At 62.7% G+C, this 22,674-nt stretch carries 17 protein-coding genes, 1 other RNA gene and 1 pseudogene; 11 read left to right on the top strand and 8 right to left on the bottom strand.

From position 1 onward, the window contains the following. Nucleotides 1–5: 5 nt before the first annotated feature. The 3 genes from NMB96_RS21485 to NMB96_RS21475 all read right to left on the bottom strand — a co-directional run bounded on the left by NMB96_RS21485 (nt 6) and on the right by NMB96_RS21475 (nt 4,594). On the bottom strand, nt 6–2,162 hold the full coding sequence (locus tag NMB96_RS21485; RefSeq protein ID WP_023904563.1) for a methyl-accepting chemotaxis protein: 2,157 nt from the start codon (nt 2,160–2,162) through the stop codon (nt 6–8). Between the two features lie 68 nt (nt 2,163–2,230). Then, nucleotides 2,231–4,246: a chemotaxis protein CheA gene (locus tag NMB96_RS21480; protein WP_023904562.1), complete on the bottom strand. Its 2,016-nt coding sequence runs from the start codon at nt 4,244–4,246 to the stop codon at nt 2,231–2,233. A gap of 18 nt (nt 4,247–4,264) precedes the next feature. Next, entirely contained in the window at nt 4,265–4,594 is a 330-nt protein-coding gene (locus NMB96_RS21475; RefSeq protein WP_006451387.1) for an STAS domain-containing protein, read from the bottom strand. Between the two features lie 39 nt (nt 4,595–4,633). Between NMB96_RS21475 and NMB96_RS21470 the strand changes: the two genes are divergently transcribed. Further along, nucleotides 4,634–4,930, top strand: a complete 297-nt coding sequence (locus NMB96_RS21470; RefSeq protein ID WP_152025565.1) for a hypothetical protein — start codon at nt 4,634–4,636, stop codon at nt 4,928–4,930. A 172-nt stretch (nt 4,931–5,102) separates the two neighbouring features. On the opposite strand, the pseudogene NMB96_RS21465 reads toward NMB96_RS21470, so the two are convergent. Beyond that, a pseudogene (locus NMB96_RS21465) lies at nt 5,103–5,234 on the bottom strand (hypothetical protein); the annotation flags it as partial. Between the two features lie 193 nt (nt 5,235–5,427). On the opposite strand from NMB96_RS21465, the gene NMB96_RS21460 reads away from it, so the two are divergent. The 7 genes from NMB96_RS21460 (at nt 5,428) to NMB96_RS21430 (ending at nt 9,895) form a co-directional block, all read left to right on the top strand. Next, nucleotides 5,428–6,066: a hypothetical protein gene (locus NMB96_RS21460; protein ID WP_126967528.1), complete on the top strand. Its 639-nt coding sequence runs from the start codon at nt 5,428–5,430 to the stop codon at nt 6,064–6,066. 374 nt (nt 6,067–6,440) lie between these two features. Continuing rightward, nucleotides 6,441–7,013: a TetR/AcrR family transcriptional regulator gene (locus NMB96_RS21455; protein ID WP_043889840.1), complete on the top strand. Its 573-nt coding sequence runs from the start codon at nt 6,441–6,443 to the stop codon at nt 7,011–7,013. Nucleotides 7,014–7,101: 88 nt separating this feature from the next. Further along, nucleotides 7,102–7,764: an endonuclease III domain-containing protein gene (locus tag NMB96_RS21450; protein WP_255085649.1), complete on the top strand. Its 663-nt coding sequence runs from the start codon at nt 7,102–7,104 to the stop codon at nt 7,762–7,764. 92 nt (nt 7,765–7,856) lie between these two features. After that, a non-coding RNA gene (locus NMB96_RS21445) (sX9 sRNA) lies at nt 7,857–7,932 on the top strand. 324 nt (nt 7,933–8,256) lie between these two features. Next, on the top strand, nt 8,257–8,610 hold the full coding sequence (locus NMB96_RS21440; RefSeq protein WP_043889321.1) for a SymE family type I addiction module toxin: 354 nt from the start codon (nt 8,257–8,259) through the stop codon (nt 8,608–8,610). A 309-nt stretch (nt 8,611–8,919) separates the two neighbouring features. Continuing rightward, nucleotides 8,920–9,480 (top strand): hypothetical protein, encoded by a 561-nt coding sequence (locus NMB96_RS21435; protein WP_023904555.1) that lies wholly within the window; start codon nt 8,920–8,922, stop codon nt 9,478–9,480. Between the two features lie 13 nt (nt 9,481–9,493). Beyond that, the gene (locus NMB96_RS21430; RefSeq protein WP_255085647.1) at nt 9,494–9,895 is read left to right on the top strand and encodes a DUF2235 domain-containing protein; all 402 of its coding nucleotides are present in this window, start codon (nt 9,494–9,496) and stop codon (nt 9,893–9,895) included. An 84-nt stretch (nt 9,896–9,979) separates the two neighbouring features. Here the strand turns inward: NMB96_RS21430 and NMB96_RS21425 are convergent, their stop codons facing one another. Then, a complete protein-coding gene (locus tag NMB96_RS21425) occupies nt 9,980–10,960 on the bottom strand; it encodes an IS5 family transposase (protein ID WP_255084985.1) in 981 nt (326 codons plus the stop codon). A gap of 98 nt (nt 10,961–11,058) precedes the next feature. On the opposite strand from NMB96_RS21425, the gene NMB96_RS21420 reads away from it, so the two are divergent. Both NMB96_RS21420 and NMB96_RS21415 read left to right on the top strand, forming a co-directional pair. Next, nucleotides 11,059–15,189 carry a hypothetical protein gene (locus NMB96_RS21420; protein WP_255085646.1) on the top strand — a complete coding sequence of 1,377 codons (4,131 nt, stop codon included), beginning with the start codon at nt 11,059–11,061 and terminating at the stop codon, nt 15,187–15,189. 41 nt (nt 15,190–15,230) lie between these two features. Next, complete coding sequence (locus tag NMB96_RS21415) at nt 15,231–15,866, top strand: hypothetical protein (protein ID WP_255085645.1); 636 nt, start codon at nt 15,231–15,233, stop codon at nt 15,864–15,866. A gap of 203 nt (nt 15,867–16,069) precedes the next feature. Here NMB96_RS21415 and mfd read toward each other — a convergent pair whose 3' ends face one another. The 3 genes from mfd to NMB96_RS21400 all read right to left on the bottom strand — a co-directional run bounded on the left by mfd (nt 16,070) and on the right by NMB96_RS21400 (nt 21,927). Continuing rightward, nucleotides 16,070–19,540 (bottom strand): transcription-repair coupling factor, encoded by a 3,471-nt coding sequence (mfd, locus tag NMB96_RS21410; RefSeq protein ID WP_255085644.1) that lies wholly within the window; start codon nt 19,538–19,540, stop codon nt 16,070–16,072. Between the two features lie 743 nt (nt 19,541–20,283). After that, on the bottom strand, nt 20,284–20,826 hold the full coding sequence (locus tag NMB96_RS21405) for a GNAT family N-acetyltransferase (RefSeq protein ID WP_006450344.1): 543 nt from the start codon (nt 20,824–20,826) through the stop codon (nt 20,284–20,286). A gap of 192 nt (nt 20,827–21,018) precedes the next feature. Continuing rightward, nucleotides 21,019–21,927: a 23S rRNA (adenine(2030)-N(6))-methyltransferase RlmJ gene (locus NMB96_RS21400; protein ID WP_043889774.1), complete on the bottom strand. Its 909-nt coding sequence runs from the start codon at nt 21,925–21,927 to the stop codon at nt 21,019–21,021. A 34-nt stretch (nt 21,928–21,961) separates the two neighbouring features. Between NMB96_RS21400 and creB the strand changes: the two genes are divergently transcribed. After that, entirely contained in the window at nt 21,962–22,666 is a 705-nt protein-coding gene (gene creB / locus NMB96_RS21395) for a two-component system response regulator CreB (protein ID WP_200935765.1), read from the top strand. Nucleotides 22,667–22,674 lie beyond the last annotated feature (8 nt).

The following is a 22,674-nucleotide window of genomic DNA, read 5'->3' as shown; positions in this document are numbered from 1 at the left end:
GTTCCTCAGAAGCTGGCGAACTGCGATTCGTCGATCGCATCGGCGGTGGCAGCCACTGCGCTGATCTGGCGCACGTTGGTGCGCCGCGGTGGCGCGCTGAGCGCGGTGCTGTTGCTGTGCGGCGCGATCCGGCGCGGACCCGGCTTGCTACTGCCTGAGCCCACGGCGCGGCCGCCATTGCCGAGCCGGAAGAAGCCCATCAGTTGCTGCAGCTGCTCGGCCTGCGCGCTCATTTCCTCGGAGGTTGCCGCCAGTTCTTCGGCATTGGCCGCGGCCGATTGCGTGGTCTGGTTCAACTGGCCGACCGCGGTGTTGATCTGGCTGACGCCGGCGGTCTGTTCTTCGGAGGCGGCAGCGATTTCCTGCACCAGATCGGAGGTGCGGCGGATCGAGGGCACCATTTCGCCGAGCACGCGGCCGGCGCTTTCGGCCAGCTCCACGCTGGAACCGGCCACCTCGCCGATCTCCTGCGCGGCGATCTGGCTGCGCTCGGCCAGCTTGCGCACTTCCGCCGCGACCACCGCAAAGCCCTTGCCGTGTTCGCCGGCACGCGCGGCCTCGATGGCGGCGTTGAGCGCAAGCAGATTGGTCTGGTAGGCGATGTCGTCGATGATGCCGATCTTCTTGGCGATGTCCTTCATCGCCACCACCGTGGCGCGCACGGTGTCGCCGCCGTCTGCGGCTTCGCTGGCGGCCTTGGCGGCCATGCTGTCGGTGACGCGTGCGTTCTCGGTGTTCTGTGCGATGGAGGCGGTCATCTGTTCCAGCGAGGCGCTGGTTTCTTCCACGCCGGCCGCCTGCTCGCTGGCGGCCTGTGCAAGCGCCTGCGCAGTGGCGCTGACCTGTTCGGAGGCGCTGGCCAGATTTTCGGCATTGCGGTTGACCTCATCGACGATCTCGGTCAGCCGGCTCATGGTGGTGTTGACGTAGCGCTGCATGTCGGCGAATGCGCCTTCGTAGCGGCCTTCCACGGTGTGAGTGAGATCGCCCTCGGCCATCGCGCCCATCACCTGGATGACTTCGGAGATGCTGCGCAGGTTGCCGCGCGCACGCTCCACGGTGTCGTTGATGAAGGCCTTCTTGCCCGGCAGCTGCGCCAGCGGGGCGTCGAAGTTGCCGCGACCGAATTCGGCCACCACGCCCATCGCCAGCTTCTTCACCGCGATATGCGCGCCCACCATCTGGTTGATGCCGGTGGCCATGCTGCGGAAATCGCCATCGAAACCGCTGCTGTCGATCACCACATCGATATCACCGGCTTCGTGTTCGGCCGACATGTGGTTGATCTCGCGGATCAAGCCGGTGAGGCTGCCGCGCACCTGTTCCAGTGTGTCGTTGATGAAGCGCTTCTTGCCCGGCAGCAACGGCAGCTGCGCGGTGAAGTTGCCGCGGCCGAATTCGGCCACGCAGGCGATGGCCTGCTTCTTGACCGCGATGTGGCTGGCCACCATCGCATTGATGCCTTCGGCCATGCGCCGGAAATCGCCGGTGAAGCGTTGCGTGTCGATGACCACGTCGATGTCGCCGGCATCGTGCTCGCTCGCCATGCGGTTGACCTCGGCGACCATGCCGGTGAGGTTGCCGCGGATCTGGTCGACAATCTCGTTGATGAAGGCCTTCTTGCCCGGCAGGCGTTCCAGCTCGGCGGAGAAGTTGCCGCGCCCAAACTCGGCCACGCAGGCCATGGCCTGTTTCTTCACCGCGATGTGGTTGGCGACCATGCGGTTAATGCCTTCGCCCATCGTGCGGAAGTCGCCGTCGAAGCGTGCCACGTCGATGCGGACATCGATCTCGCCGGCATCGTGTTCCTGCGAGACGCGGTTGATCTCGTCGTTGACATGGCGAATGCTGCTTTGCACCTTGCGTAGTGCATGCAAGACCTCGCAGGCCTGCTCATCGCGCACCTGCGGCATGGCCACATCGAAGTTGCCGCGCGCGAATGCGTCCAGCGTGGTGGTGGCGATACTCAGCGAGTCGTTGGCGATGCGGATCGACCAGGCCAGCAACGCGCCGCTGACGAGGGCGGCCACCACGCTGGCGGCGAGCAGGGCGCCGTGCGACAGCGTCAGCCCAAAGCCGGCCACGACCACGACGACGGGCAGAACAAGGGCGAGGGCGGCGGTAAACCACAACTGGGTGGCGATCGGGAGACGGTGTGACATGGCGGCAGCTTCCTGGGGTCAGGGAACAACGAATAACGCGGTGATGTGGGGAGTGATGGTGTAAACGCTCAGGCCGCCAGGGCGTCCTGGTTGGGATGCAATTGCTGGAGCAGGCTGGGCACATCCAGAATCAGCGCGACATCGCCGCTGCCCAGGATGCTGGAGCCACTGATGCCTTTGACCTGTGCGAAGACCTTGGACAACGGCTTGATCACGGTCTGCCATTCGCCCAGCAGCGTGTCCACGACCAGGCCGAAGCGCTGCGCGCCCTGGCGGATCACCACGATGCTTTCGCGTGCAGGCGTCTTGCCGCCGAGCGCGAACAATTCGCGCAGGCGCACATACGGCAGCACGCTGCCGCGCAGATCGATGTAGTCGCTGGCGTAGTCGGGCGTGAACTCCACGCACTCTTCCACCACATCCAGCGGCACCACGAACACCGATTTGCCGACACCGACCTGGAAGCCGTTGATGATGGCCAGCGTCAGCGGCAGCCGCACCGAAATGGTGGTGCCCACGCCGGCGGTGCTGTCGATCTCCACAGTGCCGCGCAGCGCGGTGATGTTGCGCTTGACCACGTCCATGCCGACGCCGCGCCCGGACAGGTTGGTGACCTTTTCGGCAGTGGAAAAGCCCGGCTCGAAGATCATCGCGAACACTTCGCGGTCGCTGAGCTGGCGGCCGGCCTCGATCAGGCCGCGCTCCAGCGCCTTGGCCAGGATGCGGTCGCGGTTCAAGCCGCCGCCGTCGTCGGTGATCTGGATAACGATGCTGCCGGAGTCGTGATAGGCGTTGAGGCCCACGGTGCCGCGTGCGGGCTTGCCGTGTGCCACGCGCACGTCGGCCGGCTCGATGCCGTGGTCCATCGCATTGCGCACCAGATGGGTGAGCGGGTCGCCGATCTTTTCCACCACCGACTTGTCCAGCTCGGTGTCTTCGCCGGCCACCACCAGCGCGATGTCCTTGCCGAGTTCGCGTGCCACATCGTGCACCACGCGCTGGAAGCGGCCGAAGGTGCCGCCGATCTTGACCATGCGCAGTTGCAAGGCGCTCTCGCGCACCTCTTCCACCAGGCCGGCCAGGATCGAGGCCGATTCCAGCAGCTGGGCGTCGCCGGTGCGCTGCGCGTTGGCGTTGGTGCCGGCCACCGCGATGATGAGTTCGCCGACCAGATCGATCATGCGATCGAGTTTGTCGGCGTCCACACGGATCGAGCGCGCCTCGGCGTTGCGTGAGGCACCTTCCTGGGGGGCACGTGGCGGCGTTGCAGCCGAGGTTGAATTCGGAACCGCAGCGAGCGTGCTGGCGACCGGTGCAAGCGCTGCAGGCTCGCTGACGAGAAGAGCGGCAACATCGGTCGGTGCCGGCACCGAGGTGATCTCCAGATCGCAATCCTCGCGCACGAACTCGAACACTTCTTCGATTGCGGCGCGGTCGGCATCGCTGCGCAACAGGATCTGGAAACCGAGATAGTTGGCTTCCGGATCGAGGTCTTCAAACGTCGGCAATTGGCTGTAATCGGTGCTGATCGATTCGACCGACCCCAGGCCGCGCAGATTGCGAATCAGCTTGAGCGGCGAGTTGCCGAAGCGCAGCGCATCGGCAAACAGCGTCAACGAAATACGCCAGTAGCCACTTTGTTTTTCAGGTGTGCCGAGCTGGATGGCGGCCTCAGTGACGCCGCACACGCTGCCTTGCAGATAGGTCTGCAACTGCGCGAGCAACGGCTCGGCCTCGGTCGCCAGTGCGGCCGCGTCGGCGTGGCTCGGATCGGCCGCAGTTTCCACCAAGGCGTGGATGTGGTCGCAGCACACCAGCAGCAGCGCGATCAATTCAGAGCTCAGGCTCAGCGCTTCATCGCGCACCAGATCCAGCACGCTTTCCAGCACATGGGTGAAGCCGACCAGCTGCGGCAGATCGAACAAGCCGCCCGAGCCCTTGATGGTATGCGCCGCGCGAAAGATCGCGTTGACCGCATCGGGCGATGACTCGCCACGCTCGGCTTCGAGCAGATGGCGTTCCATGTCTTCGAGCAGATCCCGGCTCTCGGCCAGAAAGGTCTGCATCAGCTGGTTCATGTCCATGCGCGTGTTACCTGTCCGTTAGTGAATGCGTTCGCCGAGGCACGCGACCGCATGCGGGTACAGCGCTTCGAGCAGGCCGAGTAGTTCGATCACATCGACCACCGCACGGCTGGAATCGGTGAGCGAAAACGGCCGCCCATCGGCCTGGATCGCCTGCTTGGTGGCCAGCAGCAATTGCAGGCCGGTGGTGTCGATCTCGCTGACCGCAGCGAGGTCCAGATGCAATCCACCCGGGTGCAGCAATGCCGGCTGCAAGAGCGGCTTGAGTTCTGCAGCGCGACGGATCGTCATCTCGCCTTCCAGGGCGAGTGTCAGCGGCGCGGGTAGAGCGGACAGTGGCGTGTTCATTGATGCCTCAAGCGATGCGATAGCGCACGGATGCGCGCCATGACGCGGAAGAAGGTCGCTCCGGCGTGGGCTTGCGTGGGCAGCTCTGCACACGGGGACATGCCGGTCTATGCAGGTATCGGCGCGCGGCAGGAATATTTAGGCAAAATTCAGCGCGGTGACGGATTTGAGAAATCCATCACTGCCTGGGCATTAATTGCTCAGGTTTGTCGCAAGCAGGCTCGGGAGTCGAATGTCCCGGACAGTCCTGCAGGACAGATAGCCGCATTTCAGCCGAATTCTTTAATGCATGCGGGATGGGTGTTCTGCAGTGTCACTGCAGAAAATGTGCATTAGAAAGGCCACACGTGTCGTGCGCCAGCAGCGCAGCGTGCGATGGGTTTTGGTGAAAATGCCGCATCGAGTTCGCATGTCCTTGCGCAGCGATTACAACGTGATCGACGCGTCCTTGCGTCGTCTATTGTCGAGATCGGTGCGCCAAGCAAACGCAACCGATGAAGCAGGCCTTTTATCTCGGCGCCAGCATCGTCAACAAGCCACGCGCGGCGTTGAAACGATCCACGCCTTCCGGTAGCGGCAGCTTGATGCGCAGCTTGTCCGGGCCGTCCATGGTGTAGATCTTGGGCTGCTTCTGGATCACTAATGCCAGCTTACAGATGATCCACTCGGCGTCTCTGGCGTTGCTGTTAACGAGCCTTTGCACAGGCTCTTAGCCAATGGTCCGCCAGGAAAGGCGCCTAGACCAGAGGTCGCAGGTCGCCACTCTTACGCAAAATTTGCGTTAGCCTCGACACTGAAAACATTAGGAACGACTAGGGATGTGGACCCATGCAGTGGAAAAGGACGAGTTCTTGGCCGGCAGCAAAGTAGCGGCCAAGATACTGTTCGATGCGATCAAGCATCAGCGGCAATCCTCGCAATTCAAAGCGCTCACCTCACTTTGCCAGCCTAAGATTTGCTTAAAGGATTTTAACTCTTCAGGGTCTGAGTATGTGGCCTGCGAAATGCTAGCAGGATCGTTGATAGTGCTTGCTCACAAAATCATTGACCTGCATGGCGCCTCGCCAGTTAAGGGAACAGGTGCGCTGCATTTTGAATCTGAAATCAACCGTCTAATCCACGATTATCCGGGTGCCCGGATCAAGAAGAAGTTCGAACTTCCTCTGAAATTTTGCGTTGGCAGAGAAGTGGGACACCTGCCCCTAGGCGTCATCGTTCATGGGGCGAGAAACCAGTACTGCCACTTTGGAGAGAGTCGTCGTCTCGACCCTATCAACGAGCTCGTGTTCAATCATCTGCAGCAACTCTATGCCGACGCAGAATGGCTAAACTTCGATGCAAAAGCCGGGGGCAGAATACTCGCGCTCACTGCAACGTCCACGCTCTACTGGACCGCTGACGAGAACGATGGGGGCGTTGGATTCGAAAGATTTTGCGTGGACATGTCAGATGTCATTGGGCAGGCCTACTGAGCTAATCGCCGGGTGAAATTCACGCGTGCCTGCGCGTGATGCACTTCTGGCGATGTGTCTTCTCAGCTCCGCGGCTAGCTAGGCCGTGCAGATGGTTTGCGGTATCTGATCTCGACGGAGCGGCGAGCCTGCTGCAGGCCACGCTTGCTGACAGCGCAGGAGGGGCCGATATCGCGCTTTCGCTCAATGGCGGTAAAGCTTGCTTAAACGGTATCTGCGTCCAATAGACTGCCCAGCCAATGCCTGTGAGAAGATTAAAGGACGATATCGTCCTTTATGGGGTCAAGGTGAAGGCTAGCGACCAACAAACTTTTCGAACGCTTAGAAGGGGGAGACCCAAAGCGAGCGAGGCTGGGCTTGTAGATGCGCTACTCATGGATGCTGCGACTGCCTTGTTCCTCGAACAGGGGTTTGGACGGACGACACTGGATCAAGTGGCAAAGCACGCCAGGGTGGGGAAGTCGGCGTTGTATAGCCGATATCGCAGCAAAGAGGCATTGTTCGAAGACGTCGTCCTGCGCTCGATCCAGCTGATGTTCTCCGAAATGACGCCGGTTTCGTCTGAGCTTGACGTTGAGGACCGCCTTCGGCATGTCGGAAACGCTTTGGCAGAGGGCTTCAAATTGCCGCGCTGTATTGCCTTCATGCGCATGGTTGCTGCTGAGGCAGATAACTTTCCGCAGCTGGCAGAGCATGCCTATGCGTCCAGTTTTCGCGGTGCTGTGGACGGTGTCGCAGTAGCACTACGAGGAACCAAGGGGCTCGATGCGTGTGGCGAGGGTCGCGCGGAAAAAGCGGCGACACGTTTTGTCGAGGTTGCCCTGCAGCCGCTGTCCTTTCAGGCAACGTTCGGAACAGATCCACAACAGATTTACGCACGCGCAGAGGAGATGATCGAGGACGCGATTCTGCTCTTGAAAGTGCGAGGCGACGTTCCCCAGCAGTAGAGACTGTGCAAACACCGACGCTCGCTCTCGATGACGCGTGCGTTTCATAGATGACACCGCGTCATCGCATCCAGACGGCAATCAAGTCATGTCGAATAAGACAAAAATCAATGCGGTCTACCGCACGCTCAGTCGCACCTATACCACTTTCGATAAGACGGACGATCCCTGGATGACCAATGGGCTCTCCAGCACGCCTTTTCGAAGCATCGTCTCAGGTGCGCTGTCTACAATGACGACGACCAAGCGTGTCGTGTCTGCCTGCGTGCCGCTTTTCAAGAAAGTGTCGACCTTCGAAGAACTGTACGCACTGGACGATGAAGAACTTCGCGCGATCATCAAGCCGGTGGCGCACTACAACAAAAAGACGAAAAGTATCAAAGAGATGTGCCGGCAAATCATCGAAGACTTCGATGGGCAGCTTCCGAATACCAAAGAAGATCTGCTGAAGCTTCAAGGAGTGGGGCTCAAGGTTGCCAGCTTGATCATGAACTTCATTTTCGAGGAGCCGTTGATTGCCGTCGACACGCATATCCACCGGCTGCTGAACCGGCTGGGCATCGTCCACACCACCTCCACTGACGTCACCACGCGAGAGATCAATGAACTCACGCCGAAAGACTACAAGCGTCATGCGCACGAATGGCTGATCCAGCACGGAATGCAGATCTGCCGCGCCAGAAATCCCAAATGCGACGAGTGCGTGATCCGGTCCCACTGTGAGTTCTATGCGGAACGCCGAGCGGCCTAAGTCTTCTGAAGTAGCTGTTGACTGCTACTAAGAGCGATTAACAAGACTATTGCGCCGCCGCCGTGCGAGCGCGGCCGGTGCTCGGAATCCTCATGTACCACTCGCACACTCCGGTTCCTTCGCGCCGTCCGCGCGCCCCTGTTAACTGCTCGCTACGTGTTGTTAGCTACTTTAAGAGCAGTGCGGCTAGCCGACCCGATAGCTCACGCTGAATCTGCTATCTCTTTCAGTTGACAACCCAATCGGCCAGCAGCAAGCTCTACCTCAAGGAGCGTAGAAACTCCCCTAGTAGCGGTACCCACCTCCGTCAAACCGGTGGGTTTTTTGTGCCTGCATTTTTTTGCAGGTGCAGCCGACGTGATGCCTGCGTCGGGAGGGCGGCTAATACAACACCCTTCGGGGAAATACGCCCGCCGACTACTAGCGGTTTCTAACCTCCCGACATCCCGTCGCCACGTGGCGGCGGGGCCTGTTCGTCAAGGAGGATTTGTCATGCGTCAACCGCCGTCCAGCCCCAACAATGCGCGTAAGCGTGTACCACATCAGCCCAAGCGCGACGCGGTCTGGCGCATCGTGGAGTCATCGTCTGCTCGTATGCTCACAGCCGAAGAAGTAGAGGCAGCAAATGCCGCAGATCTTGCACGTCAGCAACGCGCCCCGCGCCGCCCGCGTCCACCACAGCAGTGCACCATTGGCTATGGCTACTATGCTGCCAGCCAGCAACGCGTACCAACGTTGCGCCTGCGCGGCCGCTGGCTAGAGCAACTGGGCTTTGTCATTGGCAGCAAGCTGGATATCCGCATGCGCGACGGCGAACTGGTGGTGAGCTTGGCTCGTAATGACTGAGAAACTTGCTGTGCAACACCGCCACCCGCGCGATCCTGCAACCGGCCTTGGCAGAGCATGCGCAGGCGGTTGCCTCCCTCCAGCAATCGCCGCCATCGCCGCAGGACGTGCAGCGCGAGCAGACGTTGTATCGCTACCGCCTTGTGGGGACAGAGTTGTAGCCACAGTGGCGCGAAGTGATCGAGCTGGCGTCGCAGCGTTGCGTTTCTTGGATGCAGGAAGAGCCCGCTTTGCTATATTCCGCTGAGTGTGCATTGTCTGATACCCACCTAATTTACTCCCGCGCCCTTCGACATGGAGTCCCCCGACATGTTCAACATTCCTAATCTACATCTGGCAAGAAAAAAGCCGGGCGAGCCGTGGCCGCTGCGGTTTGATAGTTATTCGTTTGATCCGCGGTGTTATCACGTTATGCGGTGCAGCATCATTTTTGCGCGGCAGCAGCATTCCAGTTATCTGGACAAGCCCTCTGGTGCGCCCCCCAAACCGAACTGGAAAGATGACTGGACGGGCGGCTTCGGCAGTACCGAAGAGTTCGAGACGCGCGGGTTTCCATCGACGGTGGATATCCGCTGGACCGCAATGGACGGCGTGGAGCGCTATGTCGAGATCGATTTCGAGACGATCTTTCCAGGCCATTTGATCCTGCACAACGTCCCCAAAGAGGATGTTGATGAATTTTTCTTGGTCTATGGCTACTCGGCAAACGGGCGGCATCACGTTTACATCTTGCTGGAAGTCAATGACCGCACGATCAATGTGTATATGCGTAGCCGGATTTTGACGAAACACCTGGCTGATCCAGAGCATGATCCCAATCTGAAAATCAGCCGAGGGGAACTGATCCTGGCCTGGACCAAGACCTACTGACGGAACGTTCGCCATGGACAAGAAGACGGTTCTGCAACTGGGCGAAGACGGCCTGCCGCTGGATGATGTGTCGCACTACGCGGCCACGCCGGAGCATCTGCAAACCTACGATCAGGCGGCGCAGGACCTGTATCGCTTCAAGGTGCCGGAGCTGTTCGACCGTGCCGACCCGCATTCGTATCTGATCGTTGGCCTGATGGATGGCACCGGCAACGATGCCGACAAGGATCCGTTGCACGCCACCAATGTCGCCAAATTTCGTCAGCAAGTTAGAGATTTGAAAGACGCTGGCGTGGAACGCATCCGCGTCGAATACATCGAAGGCGCCGGCACCCAGGACCAGATACTGGCGCGCACCGTAGACGGTGCCACCGGCCGCACTAGGGATGGTCTGATCAACGGCATCGGAGGATGAGCCTAACCACATCGACCAGGCTGACGGCGCTCAGATCCTCGATTTTTTTGCCGTTTCCGGCGCGTTTGCAGGGTGTTGCCCGGGTTACAGGCGCACGTTCCCCATCGTCGGCAGTAACTGCTTTCGCTTCATCCACAGGTTCGATAGCGCAAACAAGGTCAGCACCTGCGCGGTGTTCTTGGCCAGGCCGCGATAGCGGACCTTGGTGTAGCCGAACTGGCGCTTGATCACCCGGAATGGATGCTCCACCTTCGCGCGCACGTTGGCCTTGAAGTGTTCCCAACGTCTTTCCCGAGCACGCTCGCGTTTGTTGCCGAGGGCTTGCATCGTCGAGGGCCTGGCGGCGATGAAGAATGCAGCCTTGCAGGCCTGCAGTTCTTCGCGTTTGTCCGCACCGGTGTAGCCGCTATCGCCGAACACGCTGTCTTCTTTGCCATGCAGCAACGTGTGCATCACCGTGACATCGGCGACGTTGGCGGCTGTGCAATGGACGTGGTGCACCAACCCGGAAAATTCATCCACGCCGATGTGCGCCTTCATCCCGAAATACCACTGATTGCCCTTCTTGGTCTGATGCATCTCAGGGTCGCGCGCGTTGTCGGCATTCTTGGTCGAACTGGGCGCCGCGATCAGCGTCGCATCGACGATCGTGCCCGACCGCAGGCTCTGGCCCTTGCGCGCCAGATGCGCGTTGACCGCTTCCAGCATCCGCGCGGCAAGGCCATGGGTCTCCAGCAGGCGCCGAAAGTTGAGAATCGTGGTCTCGTCCGGAACGTTGTCCAAGCCACCGAGCTGGGCAAACCGCCGCAAGGTCGGGATCTCGTGCAGTGCTTCTTCCATCGCCGGATCGCTCAGCGCATACCACTGCTGCAGCAGATGAATCCGCAACATCGTCGCCAGTGCGTACGGCTGCCGACCTGGCCGGCCCGATACCGGATAGTGCGGCGCGATCAGACCGAGCAGTTGCTGCCACGGAACCACCTGCTCCATCTCGGCCAGAAAGATCTCGCGCCGGGTCTGCTTGCGCTTGCCCAGGCCCTCAGCGTCACCGAACGTCAGTTGCATGGATCACTCCTCAACATCAGGCGGGTAGTGTCGCGTATCTGTGGTGCGTTGTTCAGAGGTTCCCTAGCCTGGCGCGTGCAGAGGATATGTATGAGCGGATGAGAACGCAATCGCAAGAAATCTTCCAGACCGACCCGCAAGCCAAGATTGCTTTCCATCTGGAAGGTTTCAGCCGTGGCGCCAGCCAGGTCCCAATGCTGGCCCGCATGATCGATGCGCGGGGTATTCCCAACCCTGACGGCGGCATCCGAGGCATACATGAAAACGGGCTGCCTCTCTACAACCGCTATCACCAGGCTCCCGGTCTGACGCCGATGAGCCTGGGCCTGTACGATCCGGTGCCTACCGGCTACATGGAGTTGTTCGACCGGCGCCTGCCGCCGTCGGTGGTGTCCGGCTTTCAGGTCAGCTCCGCGGATGAGCGGCGGGGCTTGTTTCCGGTGGATCAGATCATTCCGCATGGCGCCTCGGAAGATGGCCGGTTCCTGCATGTCACCGTGGCCGGTGCGCATTCGGACATCGGCGGCAGCTACCTGCGCGGTGGGCTGGGCGTGCGCAGTCTCAACATGATGACCGATTACCACAACGGCTTGCTCAGCGAGCCATTGCTGCCGCGCATGCACGAGCCGACCGATGCGCGCATGAATGTGATTCACCGCTCGGAAGAGGGCAATGTGCTGTTCCGCAACACGCCGAAGATGGACCGTGCCACGCCCGGCGGGCAGGTGCATCAACTCACCGCCGACTACGCGCGTTATGCGCAACCTGGCGAGGTGGTGCAACTGCCTTCGCATATGCCCGAACCGCTGCACAGCGCATTTGCACCTATGGCACAGACCGCACGGCCGGTGCAACGCAGCGCGCAGGTGGCCGATGCCGCGTTGACAGAGGGCGATGCGCTCACTGCACGCCTGTTGCGCACGCCCGGTGTTGAAGTCAGGCCTTACCCACCCCCCATGCTCGACCGCCCCGGCGTCAAAGCCGCCGGGGCGCTGGGCGTAGCCGCCACGCTCTACGAAGCGACACAGTCCGGTGAGAAGATCGCCACGCTGCTCTCGCAAGATAATCCGCTGGCCGCACGCTCGGAGCTGGTGCATTTTGCCGGCCGCAATGTCGGCGGCTGGGCCGGTGGCACGGCGGCGGCGTACGCGCTGGGCGCCTCCGGCGCTGGCCCGATGGCGCTGATTGCCGCCGATGCGTATTTCATGAGCAAGGCCGGCGAGAAGGCTGCCGACCTGCTCGACAACCGCGCCATCTACCAGCAGACCGACCGCCAGGGCGTGCAGTGGGCGTTCAACGGCACCGCCTGGACGCGCGAGGGCATGGCCGATGCCACGAATGATGGCAGTGAAAATCCCAATTCCACACGGATCACCGCCAGCTACGAAAAAGCCCGCGAACTGAATTACAAGGCCACCAATGCGGCGGCAGAACTGGCGCTGCGGGATGCGCCTGCGCCACAGAATCCCTATCGCCTACCTGCAAGCGACACCGACGCCCCGAGCCTGAGCAGCGCCGACTGGATGCGCGACGCCACAGACGGCCAGTGGCATCGCCAGGCCAAAACCGGCGTCAGCGGCGCAAACGATCGCGGTGTTTACGTGCAGGAAACCGCATCGCCACCGCGCGCGGCAGAACTGGATGCGCAAGCCGAGGCGGTGATCGCCCGCAACATCGCCAACAGCCCCGGCGCCATCGCCGCGCGCTATGAGCTTGCCTATCACCGCAGTGGCTGGGCTGCCGATGGTCTTCCGCTCTCCGACGCGATGCAGCAGGCCTTGCCCAATCCAGACGCACTGACTGCATCGGACGGCCAGCAGTATCGCCGCGATGCCGACGGCCGCTGGACGGGCGAGGCCGGCGCTGCGGCGGGCAATGTCGCGCGGGAATTGGACACCACCCGCGCGATCCTGCAACCTGCCTTGGCAGAGCATGCTCAGGCGGTTGCCTCTATCCAGCAATCGCCGCCATCGCCGCAGGACGTGCAGCGCGAGCAGACGTTGTATCGCTACCGCCTTGTGGGAACGGAGTTGCAGCCACAGTGGCGCGAGGCGATCGAGTTGGCGACGCAGCGCACGCGCGACACAGGTGGGCTCTCCGGCGATGGCGCGATGCAATTGCAGCGCGGGCCAGGCGGCATGTTCGGGGCCGACAGCCCCGTCGCCCATTTTCAGCGCGGGCCCGATGGCGTAGATCGCATTGCTGCCGTTACCAGCAGTGAAGAGATCCGTCAGGCCCTGAGCGAAGTGCAAGCGCAAAGGCAAGCGCGTTCCTCCTCTGCCGATGTGCTGGTGCAGCGACTGACATCCACAGCGCAAGCAGCCGAGGGATCGGCCGACAGCGACACGTCGAGCTCCAACGCATCTGCCAGCCCGCAGCTGGTGATGGATATGCAGGTGCGGATGCAGGCAGCCAGCGCCGCACAAGCGCGTCAGGAACGCGTACAGCAGGAACGCCAGGCGCAGGAGCAGCAGGCTGCGCAGGTGCGCGAGCACACGTTGCAAGCGCAGTCCGTACATGAAGAGCGTGGGCGCGCCGCACAGGCGCTGCAAGCCCACGCAACGCTTGCGCATCAGGGCCAGGTGCTGCAGCAACGGGAGCAAGAGGAAAAACAGGCACAGCAAGCACATCACACCCAACAGCGTGAGCAGCAACGGCAGGCGCAGGACACACAACAGATCCAACAAGAACAGCGTCAGGTTCAGCAGCGCGAAACCCAGACACATCAGGCGCAGGATGCCCAGCAACACGAGCAAGAACAGCAACAAGCGCAGAACGCTCAACGGCATGAACAACAGCCGCTTCATGGCCCGAAGGCGCTGCAAGGCGAGCAGGCGCAATCGCTTCAGGCACAACACGCGCAGCAGCGCGAGCTGCCGTCCATCCATACGCAGAGTGTTCAAGAGCGCGAGCAGCATCAGGCACGGGACGTACAGCAGTACCAGCCATCGCAGTTACAAACGCAGGATATTCACGCGCGCGAACAGCAGCAGCGTCAGGTCCAGACTGAGCTCGCTCAAACCACGCCAGAGCAGCAGGCCCAGCGCGGGCAATTGCATACGATCGATATCGCTCCGCAACAGGCGCAAGGCCCGCAAACGCTAGAGTCCGGCACACAAGAAGCCACGCAACTGTCACAGCAGACCACCGCGAGTGCGCATGCATCGCCAGCATATCCGCAGCAGGATGCGGGTGCGCATACCGGTCAAGAGCTGCCGACGATGCAAGCCTCGGCTGCGCATCATGAAGCGTTGGCGCAGCTGACAGAAGAGCAAGCGCACGCGCATCTTGGTCAGATGACGAACGCGCTGCCTGCTCCGTCGCTCGCTACATCGATCGTTGTAGAACGCAGTGACGAGCAACAGCAACAGACGCCGCTGCCTTACGTGCTGGAAGCGCCCAATGCCCCAGCAGCGTTGCCATCGTTTGCACACCTTGCACAAGCGGCAGCGCCATCCCTGGCCACGCCGACGGCCGACCGTTCTGCCGAGATGCTCGAGGGTGTGGCCGATGCGCGGCAGTCGCCTTCCGTGTCCCAAGCAGCTGAGCAAGATCTTCTTGCCACACCTGTGCTTGCGGATCCAGACTCCTGGGAGGAAATAACGCGCACCATGCGTGCGCTCCGCATCCAGATCGAACAGGATCTCGAAACAGAAACCCGCGTCGCAGAAGCGCGGCAAGCGCGCGTGGAGCGCGGTGAGCAGCCGTTTACCGAGCTGGAATTACGTAATGGGTACGATCCCGATGGCCCCTCCGCGCTCAGACGGCCAGCCCCCGCGCCAGCGGACGCCGTGCCGCAACGCTATGCTTTTGCTGCCGGCGCGCAAGCGGTTGGCGAGCAGGACGATCGGCCACCGTCTACGCGCAAGAACATCACCGGCGATCCCGATGTGGATGATCTGCTGTACGCCCTCGATTCCAAGAACGATCTTGCGATCGAACAGGCATTGAGCCGGGTCGCCAACAGCGCGTATAGCAATGCCCTCGCACAGCAGGGCCACGAACATCTGGAAGCCAAGGCATTGCAAGAGGCGCAGGAACAGGTGACCACGCGCCAGGCATTGGGCATGGACGTCTCAACAGAGGTACAGACCAGCCGTGGCCCGGTGATGGTGATGACGCTGCCACAGTTCGCCAATGCACCGGCGATGCAAAACGGCCCGCAAGGTGACGGAGGTGGGGGTGGCGACGGTGGTGGTGGAGGAGGGGGCGGTGGAGGCGGCGGGTAGCTGGAAGACCATGCACACAGTGGAATTTTCAGGGGAATATTATGGACATGAAGAGCACCTCGGCGCTGCCTGAAGCCAACCAGCTGGACCATGCGACGCGAGAATCAATCAAGGCCATGGCAGGACTGATCGCGGTGCTGCAACAGCGAGAACAGTCCTTGGAAGATCTCGTGCGGCAACAACTGCAGCTGCTACAGAGCGCGGTCAATAACGCCGATCAACGCGTCAATCGGGTGGTGGAGAACGCGCTCCCCCGGCTGACGCAATTGACCAATCAGGCGTTGACGCAGGCGCTGGAACCGGCGGTGGAGCGATTCAACAAGAAGATGGTCGATGCAGACCAGACGCTCCACCACGCCACCTACCGCTATACGCAAGCACAGCAGTCTCTGGAAACAACAGCCACGCGACGCATGTGGATCGGATTCGCTGCGATGATCGTTGGGGCGATCATGTGCGTGGGCGCGGCTGGTTACGCTGTCAAAGGCGCAACGCCGATTCTGGCCGAAGCCAAACAGCGTCGTGCAGAGATCGACTATCTGGATCGTGTGACCCGCGCCAACCTCGTTGCCTGCGGCGAAGACAGGCTATGCGCCGAGTTCGAGAAGAAAGGGCCGCGATACGGTGATCGCGGTCAGTATCGTGAGATCACGCTGCGCAAATCCACGTTGCAATAAATGCCCGCAAACGTCCCCGATTCCGATGAGGTCCGATCTATCTGCATCCGGATTGTTTCGTCGATATCGTGCCTGAGTACTTAGATACGGGTCGCGTACTTTTCGTCATCAGCCAGCGCTTGCGCGATGATCGAGGCGATTGGGCCCTCAAGCGTTCTCGCCGACCCGCATACACCGGCCTGTTTGCAGACATCGCCTCGGCGTCATCTCGGCGCCAACATCGTCAACAAGCCACGTGCCGCATTGAAACGATCCGCACCTTCCGGTAGCGGCAGCTTGATGCGCAGCTTGTCCGGGCCGTCCATGGTGTAGATCTTGGGCTGCTTCTGGATCATCTGGATCACCGCCACCGGGTCGATCGACGGCTTGGCCTCGAATACCAGACGGCCGCCGTTTTCGCCCAGATCCAGCTTGCGCACACCCAGCGCATTGGCCTGCAGCTTGAGCTCGGCAATGGCGAACAGATGCTTGACCGGATCCGGTAGCAGGCCGAAGCGGTCGATCATTTCCACCTGCAACTCGCGCAGGGCATCACTGTTGCGCGCACTGGAGATGCGCTTGTACAGCGTCAGGCGGGTGTGCACGTCGGGCAGATAATCTGCGGGAATCAACGAGGCCACATGCAGCTCGACCTCGGCACCGCGCACTTCGTCGCCGGCATCCAGATCGGGCAGGTTGCCCAGGCGAATACTGCGCACCGCGCGTTCCAGCAACTCGGTGTAGAGGCTGAAGCCCACCTCGGCCATCTGCCCGCTCTGGTCCTCGCCCAGCAGCTCGCCGGCGCCGCGGATTTCCAGATCGTGCGTCGCCAGGGTGAAGCCGGCGCCGAGCTCGTCCATCGAGGCGATGGCTTCCAGGCGCTTCTCGGCATCGGCGGTGATCGAGCGACGGTCCGGCACCACCAGATACGCGTAAGCGCGGTGATGCGAACGACCGACGCGGCCACGCAACTGATGCAACTGGGCCAGGCCGAAGCGGTCGGCGCGGTTGATGATGATGGTGTTGGCGTTGGGAATGTCGATGCCCGATTCGATGATCGTGGTCGACAGCAACACATTGAAGCGCTGCTTCTGGAAATCCAGCATCACCCGCTCCAGCTCGCGCTCGGGCATCTGCCCATGCGCGATGCCGATGCGCGCCTCCGGTACCAGTTCGGACAAGTCGCGCTGCATGCGCACGATGCTTTCCACATCGTTGTGCAGGAAATACAGCTGTCCGCCGCGACTGAGCTCACGCTGGAAGGCCTCGCGCAACAACGCGTTGTCCCACGCAGTGATGAAGGTCTGCACGGCGAGCCGGTTCGGCGGCGGAGTGGCAATGATCGACAGATCGCGCAAACCGGCCATGGCCATATTGAGCGTGCGCGGAATCGGCGTGGCAGTGAGCGTGAGCAGATGCACGTTGGCGCGCATCGCCTTGAGCGCCTCTTTCTGGCGCACGCCGAAGCGCTGTTCTTCGTCGACGACAACCAGGCCCAGATCCTTGAACTTCACATCCGGCTGCAGCAAACGATGCGTGCCGATGATGACGTCGATATCGCCGCTGGCGACCTTCTCCAGCTCGGCCTTGATTTCCTTGGTGCTCTTGAAGCGCGAGAGTACTTCCACCTTCATCGGGTAATCGGCGAAGCGGTCGCGGAAATTGCGGTAATGCTGCTCGGCCAGCAACGTGGTCGGCACCAAGACGGCAACCTGCTTGCCGGCGCTGGCCGCAGCGAACGCGGCGCGCACCGCAACCTCGGTCTTGCCGAAGCCCACATCGCCGCAGACCACGCGATCCATCGGCTGGCTGCTGCCCAGATCGCGCAACGTGGCATCGATGGCGGCCAACTGATCGGGGGTTTCTTCAAAGGGAAAGCCGGCCGCGAACGGCTCGTACATCGCACGGTCCACCTGCAAGGCCAGACCGGCACGTGCACGGCGGCGGGCCTGGATTTCCAGCAACTCGGCCGCCACGTCGCGCACTTTTTCGGCGGCCTTGCGCTTGGCCTTGGTCCATTGCTCGCCGCCCAGCGAATGCAGCGGCGCGGTCTCGGCCGAGGCACCGGAATAACGGCTGATCAGATGCAGCTGCGCCACCGGCACATACAGCCGGTCGCCCTTGGCGTATTCGATTTCCAGGAACTCGCCGGGCATGCCGCCGGCATCGAGCACGATCAGCCCGCGGTAGCGGCCCACACCGTGGTCTTCGTGCACGATTGGCGCGCCTTCGGACAGCTCGCCCAGATCGCGGATGATCGCTTCCGGCTCGCGGCCCACACGTCGCGTGCGACGCGGCTGGTTGGCCCGCTCTGGAAACAGCTGGCGCTCGGTCAGCACCGCAATCTGCGGGGTGTCCAGCGCAAAGCCGTCTTCCAACGGCGCCACGGTAATACCGAAGCGCAGCTTGGGCGCGGCCAGGAAGGCGGGCAGGTCGGCCACCACCTCCGGCTTCAATTGCGCCGCCGCCAGCACTTCCATCAATGCTTCGCGGCGACCGGCCGAATCCGATGCCACCAGCACGCGGCCCGGATAGTGGCTCAGGAACGAGGCCAGCGCCTGACCGGCAGGTGCGTCTTTTGCCGCCACCGGCAGCGGCGGCAACGGTTGGTCGCCGAGTGCGGCGGCCTCGTCGATGCGCGGGTGATCGCTGGCCCAGACTTCGATGCGTGCCAGCTTGTTGAGCCGCTCGCGCAGTGCATCCGGCGATTGATACAGCTCGTCCGGTGTCAGCAGCGGGCGCTCCACATCGTGACGGCGCTGTTCGTAGCGGTCCTGCGCCTGCGCCCAGAACGTATCGGCCGCGTTGGACACGCCAGTGGCGATCAACGGCAGCGTGCGCTTGTCCAGATAATCGAACAAGGTAGCGGTCTTGCTGAAGAACATCGGCAGGTAATACTCGACCCCCGACGGCGCCAGGCCCGATTTCAGATCCTGATACAGCGCGCTGCGCCGGGTATCCACATCGAAGCGTTCGCGCAGGCAGGCCAGCACGCGTTCGATGCTGGCATCGTCCATCGGCACTTCGCGGCCGGGCAGCAATTTGACGGCATCGACCTTGTCCAGCGAGCGCTGCGATTCCGGGTCGAAGGCGCGGATGGAGTCGATATCCTCGTCCAGCAGCTCCACGCGCAACGGCGTGGCTTCGCCCATCGGAAACACGTCCAGCAAGCCACCGCGCACCGCGAAATCGCCCGGGTCCATCACCTGCGGCACGTTGCGATAACCGGCGCTTTCCAGGCGGCGTTTTTCCGCATCCAGATCCAGCCGCTGGCCGACCTTGAGATCGAAGCTGCCGCCAACGATGTAGCTTAGCGGGGCCAGCTGCTGCATCAGCGTCTGCACCGGCACGATCACCACGCCACGGGTCAGTGTGGGCAAACGGTGCAGAGCAGCCAAACGCTGGCTGATGATTTCCGGGTGCGGGCTGAACTGGTCGTAGGGCAGGGTTTCCCAATCGGGAAACGGCACCACCGGCAGCGTGGCGTGTTCGCCGAGCAGGGCATGCAGATCCGATTCGATCTGGTGTGCACTCTGGTTATCGCGTGCGATCACCAGCAGCGGGCCGGCATGCGCCTCGGCGGCGCGAGCGATCGACCAGGCCAGCGCAGTCGGCGAAGACGGGGCGCGCCAATAGGCACGAAGCTGGCCGGACTTGGGCAGCGGCGGAGAGGGGAAGTTGGTTGGCGACGGCATCAGCCCGCAATTTTACCAGAGCGCCCGCTGCGACCGGTCCATCCGGTGTGAAAGCGGGCGTTGGGCCGTTTGCTCCGAAGCGCGCTGCAGGGTCCTGCGCTACGCCGACCTTGCTGGCACCAGGCAAACCTTTGCAAACACCCCGTGGTGCAAGATGCAGTCGGCGGCTTAGGTCAAAAGCCCGGTTGGTCGAGCGCGCGGTGCCCTCACCGCTCGCGGGACACGCCGCAAGTACGTCCATGTAGGCTCGGTGGCGGCATCCATGCCGCCACACGGTCCCGCAATCGGTGAGGGCACCGCACCAGAAAGTTTGCTGGCTGCTTTGTTAAAAACCATGCGTACCGAGCATCTCGACTGGTCCTTGCCCGCTCACCGTCGCGGGACCTTACGCGGCATGGATGCCGCGTAAGAGCTTACAAGGACGTACTTGCAGCGTGTCCCGCGATGGTGAGCGGGCAAGGGCCTTGCAGCCAAGTGGAAGATCAACCGCTCTGCAACTGATCTATCCGCACTGTCCAATCACTTCCACACCAAGCTGCATTTCAAATAGCCCTGCACACCGACCATCTCCACTGGTCCTTGCCCGCCCACCCTCGCGGGACCTTACGCGGCATGGATGCCGCGTAAGAGCCTACATGGACGTACTTGCGGCGTGTCCCGCGATGGTGGGCGGGCAAGGGCCTTGCAACCAAGCGACAGATCATCAGCTCTGAACCGAATCCCGAATCCCGAATCCGGGCAAATCAGGCATCAAGCTCGAGAACCATACGCACCAGCTCCGGCGAGTCCGGATGCGGCTGCGGCTTGAAGCCCAGCGACTCGGCCAGCTGCAGCATCGGCACGTTGCTTTGCAGCACATCGCCGAACAGGCAGTCCAGGTACTTGCGCCGCGCCCACTTGACCAGCTTGCGCATCAGCTGCCGCCCCAGACCCTGGCCGGCGACAAAGCTGCTGACCAGAATGGTGTACTCGGCCTGGCGGGTGCCCGGCACCAGCGCTGCGCGCGCGACTGCCCCAACCAGCGCCTCGCCCGGCGGCAACTGCTCGGCGGCGACCAGCACGATCTCGCTCTTGGGATTGGGATGGGTCAGGCGCTGCACCATCTCCGGCGTGATTTCGGCGGAGGAGCGCACGAAGCGCTCGCGGATTTCCTCCGGTCCCAACAGGCTGAAAGCCCCCTGCAGCGGCGGACCGTCCTCGGGACGGATCGGTCGGAGCAGAAGGGTGCGGCCATTGGGCAGACTGAAGTTTTCATGCCAGGGAGGCATGCGATTGCGAATGGCCATGACCGGTGTTCCTTAAAGATCGGAAGATTCTGGCACCAGCCCAGCGCACAACCGTGAATGAATCCGGTGCGCCGCTGGGGGCCGTTTGGAGGGTGGCAGTGCTTCCCACATCACTGTACCGAGCGATACCGTGATCCAGTCGTGAGTATGCAGCTGCGGTTGCCGGCGCGTAGGGCGCCCGGCCCCGATGACTCAGGCGTCCTGGCGCAGCCATTCCAGCCGGGTCGAGGCACCGGCCTCGCCGAGGTGCTTCTTCAGCACCGGCAGCGCAGGCGCCAGCACCTGGTCGAACTGCCACGGCGCGTTGACGATCAGCAGCCCGCTGCCGGTCAGGCGCAGCGGCGAGTCGTCCGGGCGCACCTGCAGCTCGGCCACCAGTACCGACTTGGCCGGCAGCGTGGCGGCCTTGCGCATGAACGGCTGCAGGCTGCGGCGCAGTTTGATCGGGTACCACACCATGCACATCGCCTGCGGCCAGCGCGCCAGGGTTTCGCGCACGCTGTGGATGACCTGCGGGTACTCGGCCTCCTGTGACTCGTACGGCGGGTCGATCAGCACCAGCCCGCGGCCGATCTTGGTCTCGCCCGCGCGTGGCGGCACGAAGGCGCGAATCGCCTCATAGCCATCGCCGGCATGCACGCGCACGCGGCTGTCCTTGGCGAACAGGCGCTTGAGCGCCTCGGCCTCTTCCGGTTGCAACTCGCAGAACGCCATGCGGTCCTGCTCGCGCAGCGCTTGCGCGGCCAGCAATGGCGAGCCGGGGTAGTGGTTGATCTGGATGCCGGCGGTGGGCCGCGCCGGTTTCTGGCCGGGTGTGGACGGGCGGGCGACGGTCTGGTTGTCGGCCTGCACCGCGCGCAGATAGCGCTCGACCACCTCGGGCAGGGTCGACTCGGCCATCAGCCGCATCACCCCGGCATCGGCCTCGTTGGTCTTGCGGCTCTCTTCGCCACCGAGCTGGTAGCGCCCGCGCCCGGCGTGGGTATCGAGCACGAAGAACGGGGTGTCCTTGCGCTTGAGGGTGTCGATCAGCGCCAGCAAGGCGATGTGCTTGAGCACGTCGGCATGGTTGCCGGCATGGAAGGCGTGGCGATAGTTCATCGCGGCAGTGTACGGGCCGCGCCAGCATGCGGCTATGCTGCGCGCCATGTCCGAGTCCCCCGCCCGCGTGCTCGTCGTCGAAGACGAAGCCGCCATTGCCGATACCGTGCTGTACGCGCTGCGCAGCGAAGGCTATGCGCCCGAGCATTGCCTGCTGGGCCGCGACGCGTTGGCGCGCCTGCGCGCCGACCCGGCCGATGTGGTGGTGCTGGACGTGGGCCTGCCGGACATCAACGGCTTCGAAGTGTGCCGCGCGCTGCGCAGTTTCAGCGACGTGCCGGTGATCTTTTTGACCGCGCGCAACGACGAGATCGACCGCGTGCTCGGCTTCGAGCTGGGCGCCGACGACTACATGGCCAAGCCGTTCTCTCCGCGCGAGCTGGTGGCGCGGGTGCGCGCGCGGCTGCGTCGCCGCAACGTGGCCGCAGTCGCGGAGGCGGGCTGGCAGCCGCACGGCGCGTTTGCGATCGATCGCGAGGGCAGCCGCATCCGCTACGGCGAGGCGCTGCTGCCGCTGACCCGCTACGAATACGCGCTGCTGTCGGCATTGTTGCAGCGCCCCGGCGCGATCCTCAGCCGCGCGCAACTGATGGACCGCGGCTGGGATGCCAGCGCCGACAGCGCCGACCGCACCGTCGATACCCATATCAAGACGCTGCGCGGCAAGCTGCGCCAGGCCGGCGTGCCGGCCGACCCGATCCGCACCCACCGTGGCCTTGGCTACGCGCTGGAGCTGTAGCCATGGCC

The sequence above is a fragment of the Xanthomonas hortorum genome (genome assembly GCF_024339125.1).
GTDB lineage: Bacteria > Pseudomonadota > Gammaproteobacteria > Xanthomonadales > Xanthomonadaceae > Xanthomonas > Xanthomonas hortorum.
This window is presented reverse-complemented; position numbering and strand designations above follow the sequence as displayed.

What these genes read in the sequence shown, in the direction of transcription:
- NMB96_RS21485 (WP_023904563.1), bottom strand. Translation starts at nt 2,162, where the DNA reads ATGTCACACCGTCTCCCGATCGCCACCCAGTTGTGGTTTACCGCCGCC.
- NMB96_RS21480 (WP_023904562.1), bottom strand. Translation starts at nt 4,246, where the DNA reads ATGGACATGAACCAGCTGATGCAGACCTTTCTGGCCGAGAGCCGGGAT.
- NMB96_RS21475 (WP_006451387.1), bottom strand. Translation starts at nt 4,594, where the DNA reads ATGAACACGCCACTGTCCGCTCTACCCGCGCCGCTGACACTCGCCCTG.
- NMB96_RS21470 (WP_152025565.1), top strand. Translation starts at nt 4,634, where the DNA reads ATGACGCGGAAGAAGGTCGCTCCGGCGTGGGCTTGCGTGGGCAGCTCT.
- NMB96_RS21455 (WP_043889840.1), top strand. Translation starts at nt 6,441, where the DNA reads ATGGATGCTGCGACTGCCTTGTTCCTCGAACAGGGGTTTGGACGGACG.
- NMB96_RS21450 (WP_255085649.1), top strand. Translation starts at nt 7,102, where the DNA reads ATGTCGAATAAGACAAAAATCAATGCGGTCTACCGCACGCTCAGTCGC.
- NMB96_RS21440 (WP_043889321.1), top strand. Translation starts at nt 8,257, where the DNA reads ATGCGTCAACCGCCGTCCAGCCCCAACAATGCGCGTAAGCGTGTACCA.
- NMB96_RS21435 (WP_023904555.1), top strand. Translation starts at nt 8,920, where the DNA reads ATGTTCAACATTCCTAATCTACATCTGGCAAGAAAAAAGCCGGGCGAG.
- NMB96_RS21430 (WP_255085647.1), top strand. Translation starts at nt 9,494, where the DNA reads ATGGACAAGAAGACGGTTCTGCAACTGGGCGAAGACGGCCTGCCGCTG.
- NMB96_RS21425 (WP_255084985.1), bottom strand. Translation starts at nt 10,960, where the DNA reads ATGCAACTGACGTTCGGTGACGCTGAGGGCCTGGGCAAGCGCAAGCAG.
- NMB96_RS21420 (WP_255085646.1), top strand. Translation starts at nt 11,059, where the DNA reads ATGAGAACGCAATCGCAAGAAATCTTCCAGACCGACCCGCAAGCCAAG.
- NMB96_RS21415 (WP_255085645.1), top strand. Translation starts at nt 15,231, where the DNA reads ATGGACATGAAGAGCACCTCGGCGCTGCCTGAAGCCAACCAGCTGGAC.
- mfd (WP_255085644.1), bottom strand. Translation starts at nt 19,540, where the DNA reads ATGCCGTCGCCAACCAACTTCCCCTCTCCGCCGCTGCCCAAGTCCGGC.
- NMB96_RS21405 (WP_006450344.1), bottom strand. Translation starts at nt 20,826, where the DNA reads ATGGCCATTCGCAATCGCATGCCTCCCTGGCATGAAAACTTCAGTCTG.
- NMB96_RS21400 (WP_043889774.1), bottom strand. Translation starts at nt 21,927, where the DNA reads ATGAACTATCGCCACGCCTTCCATGCCGGCAACCATGCCGACGTGCTC.
- creB (WP_200935765.1), top strand. Translation starts at nt 21,962, where the DNA reads ATGCTGCGCGCCATGTCCGAGTCCCCCGCCCGCGTGCTCGTCGTCGAA.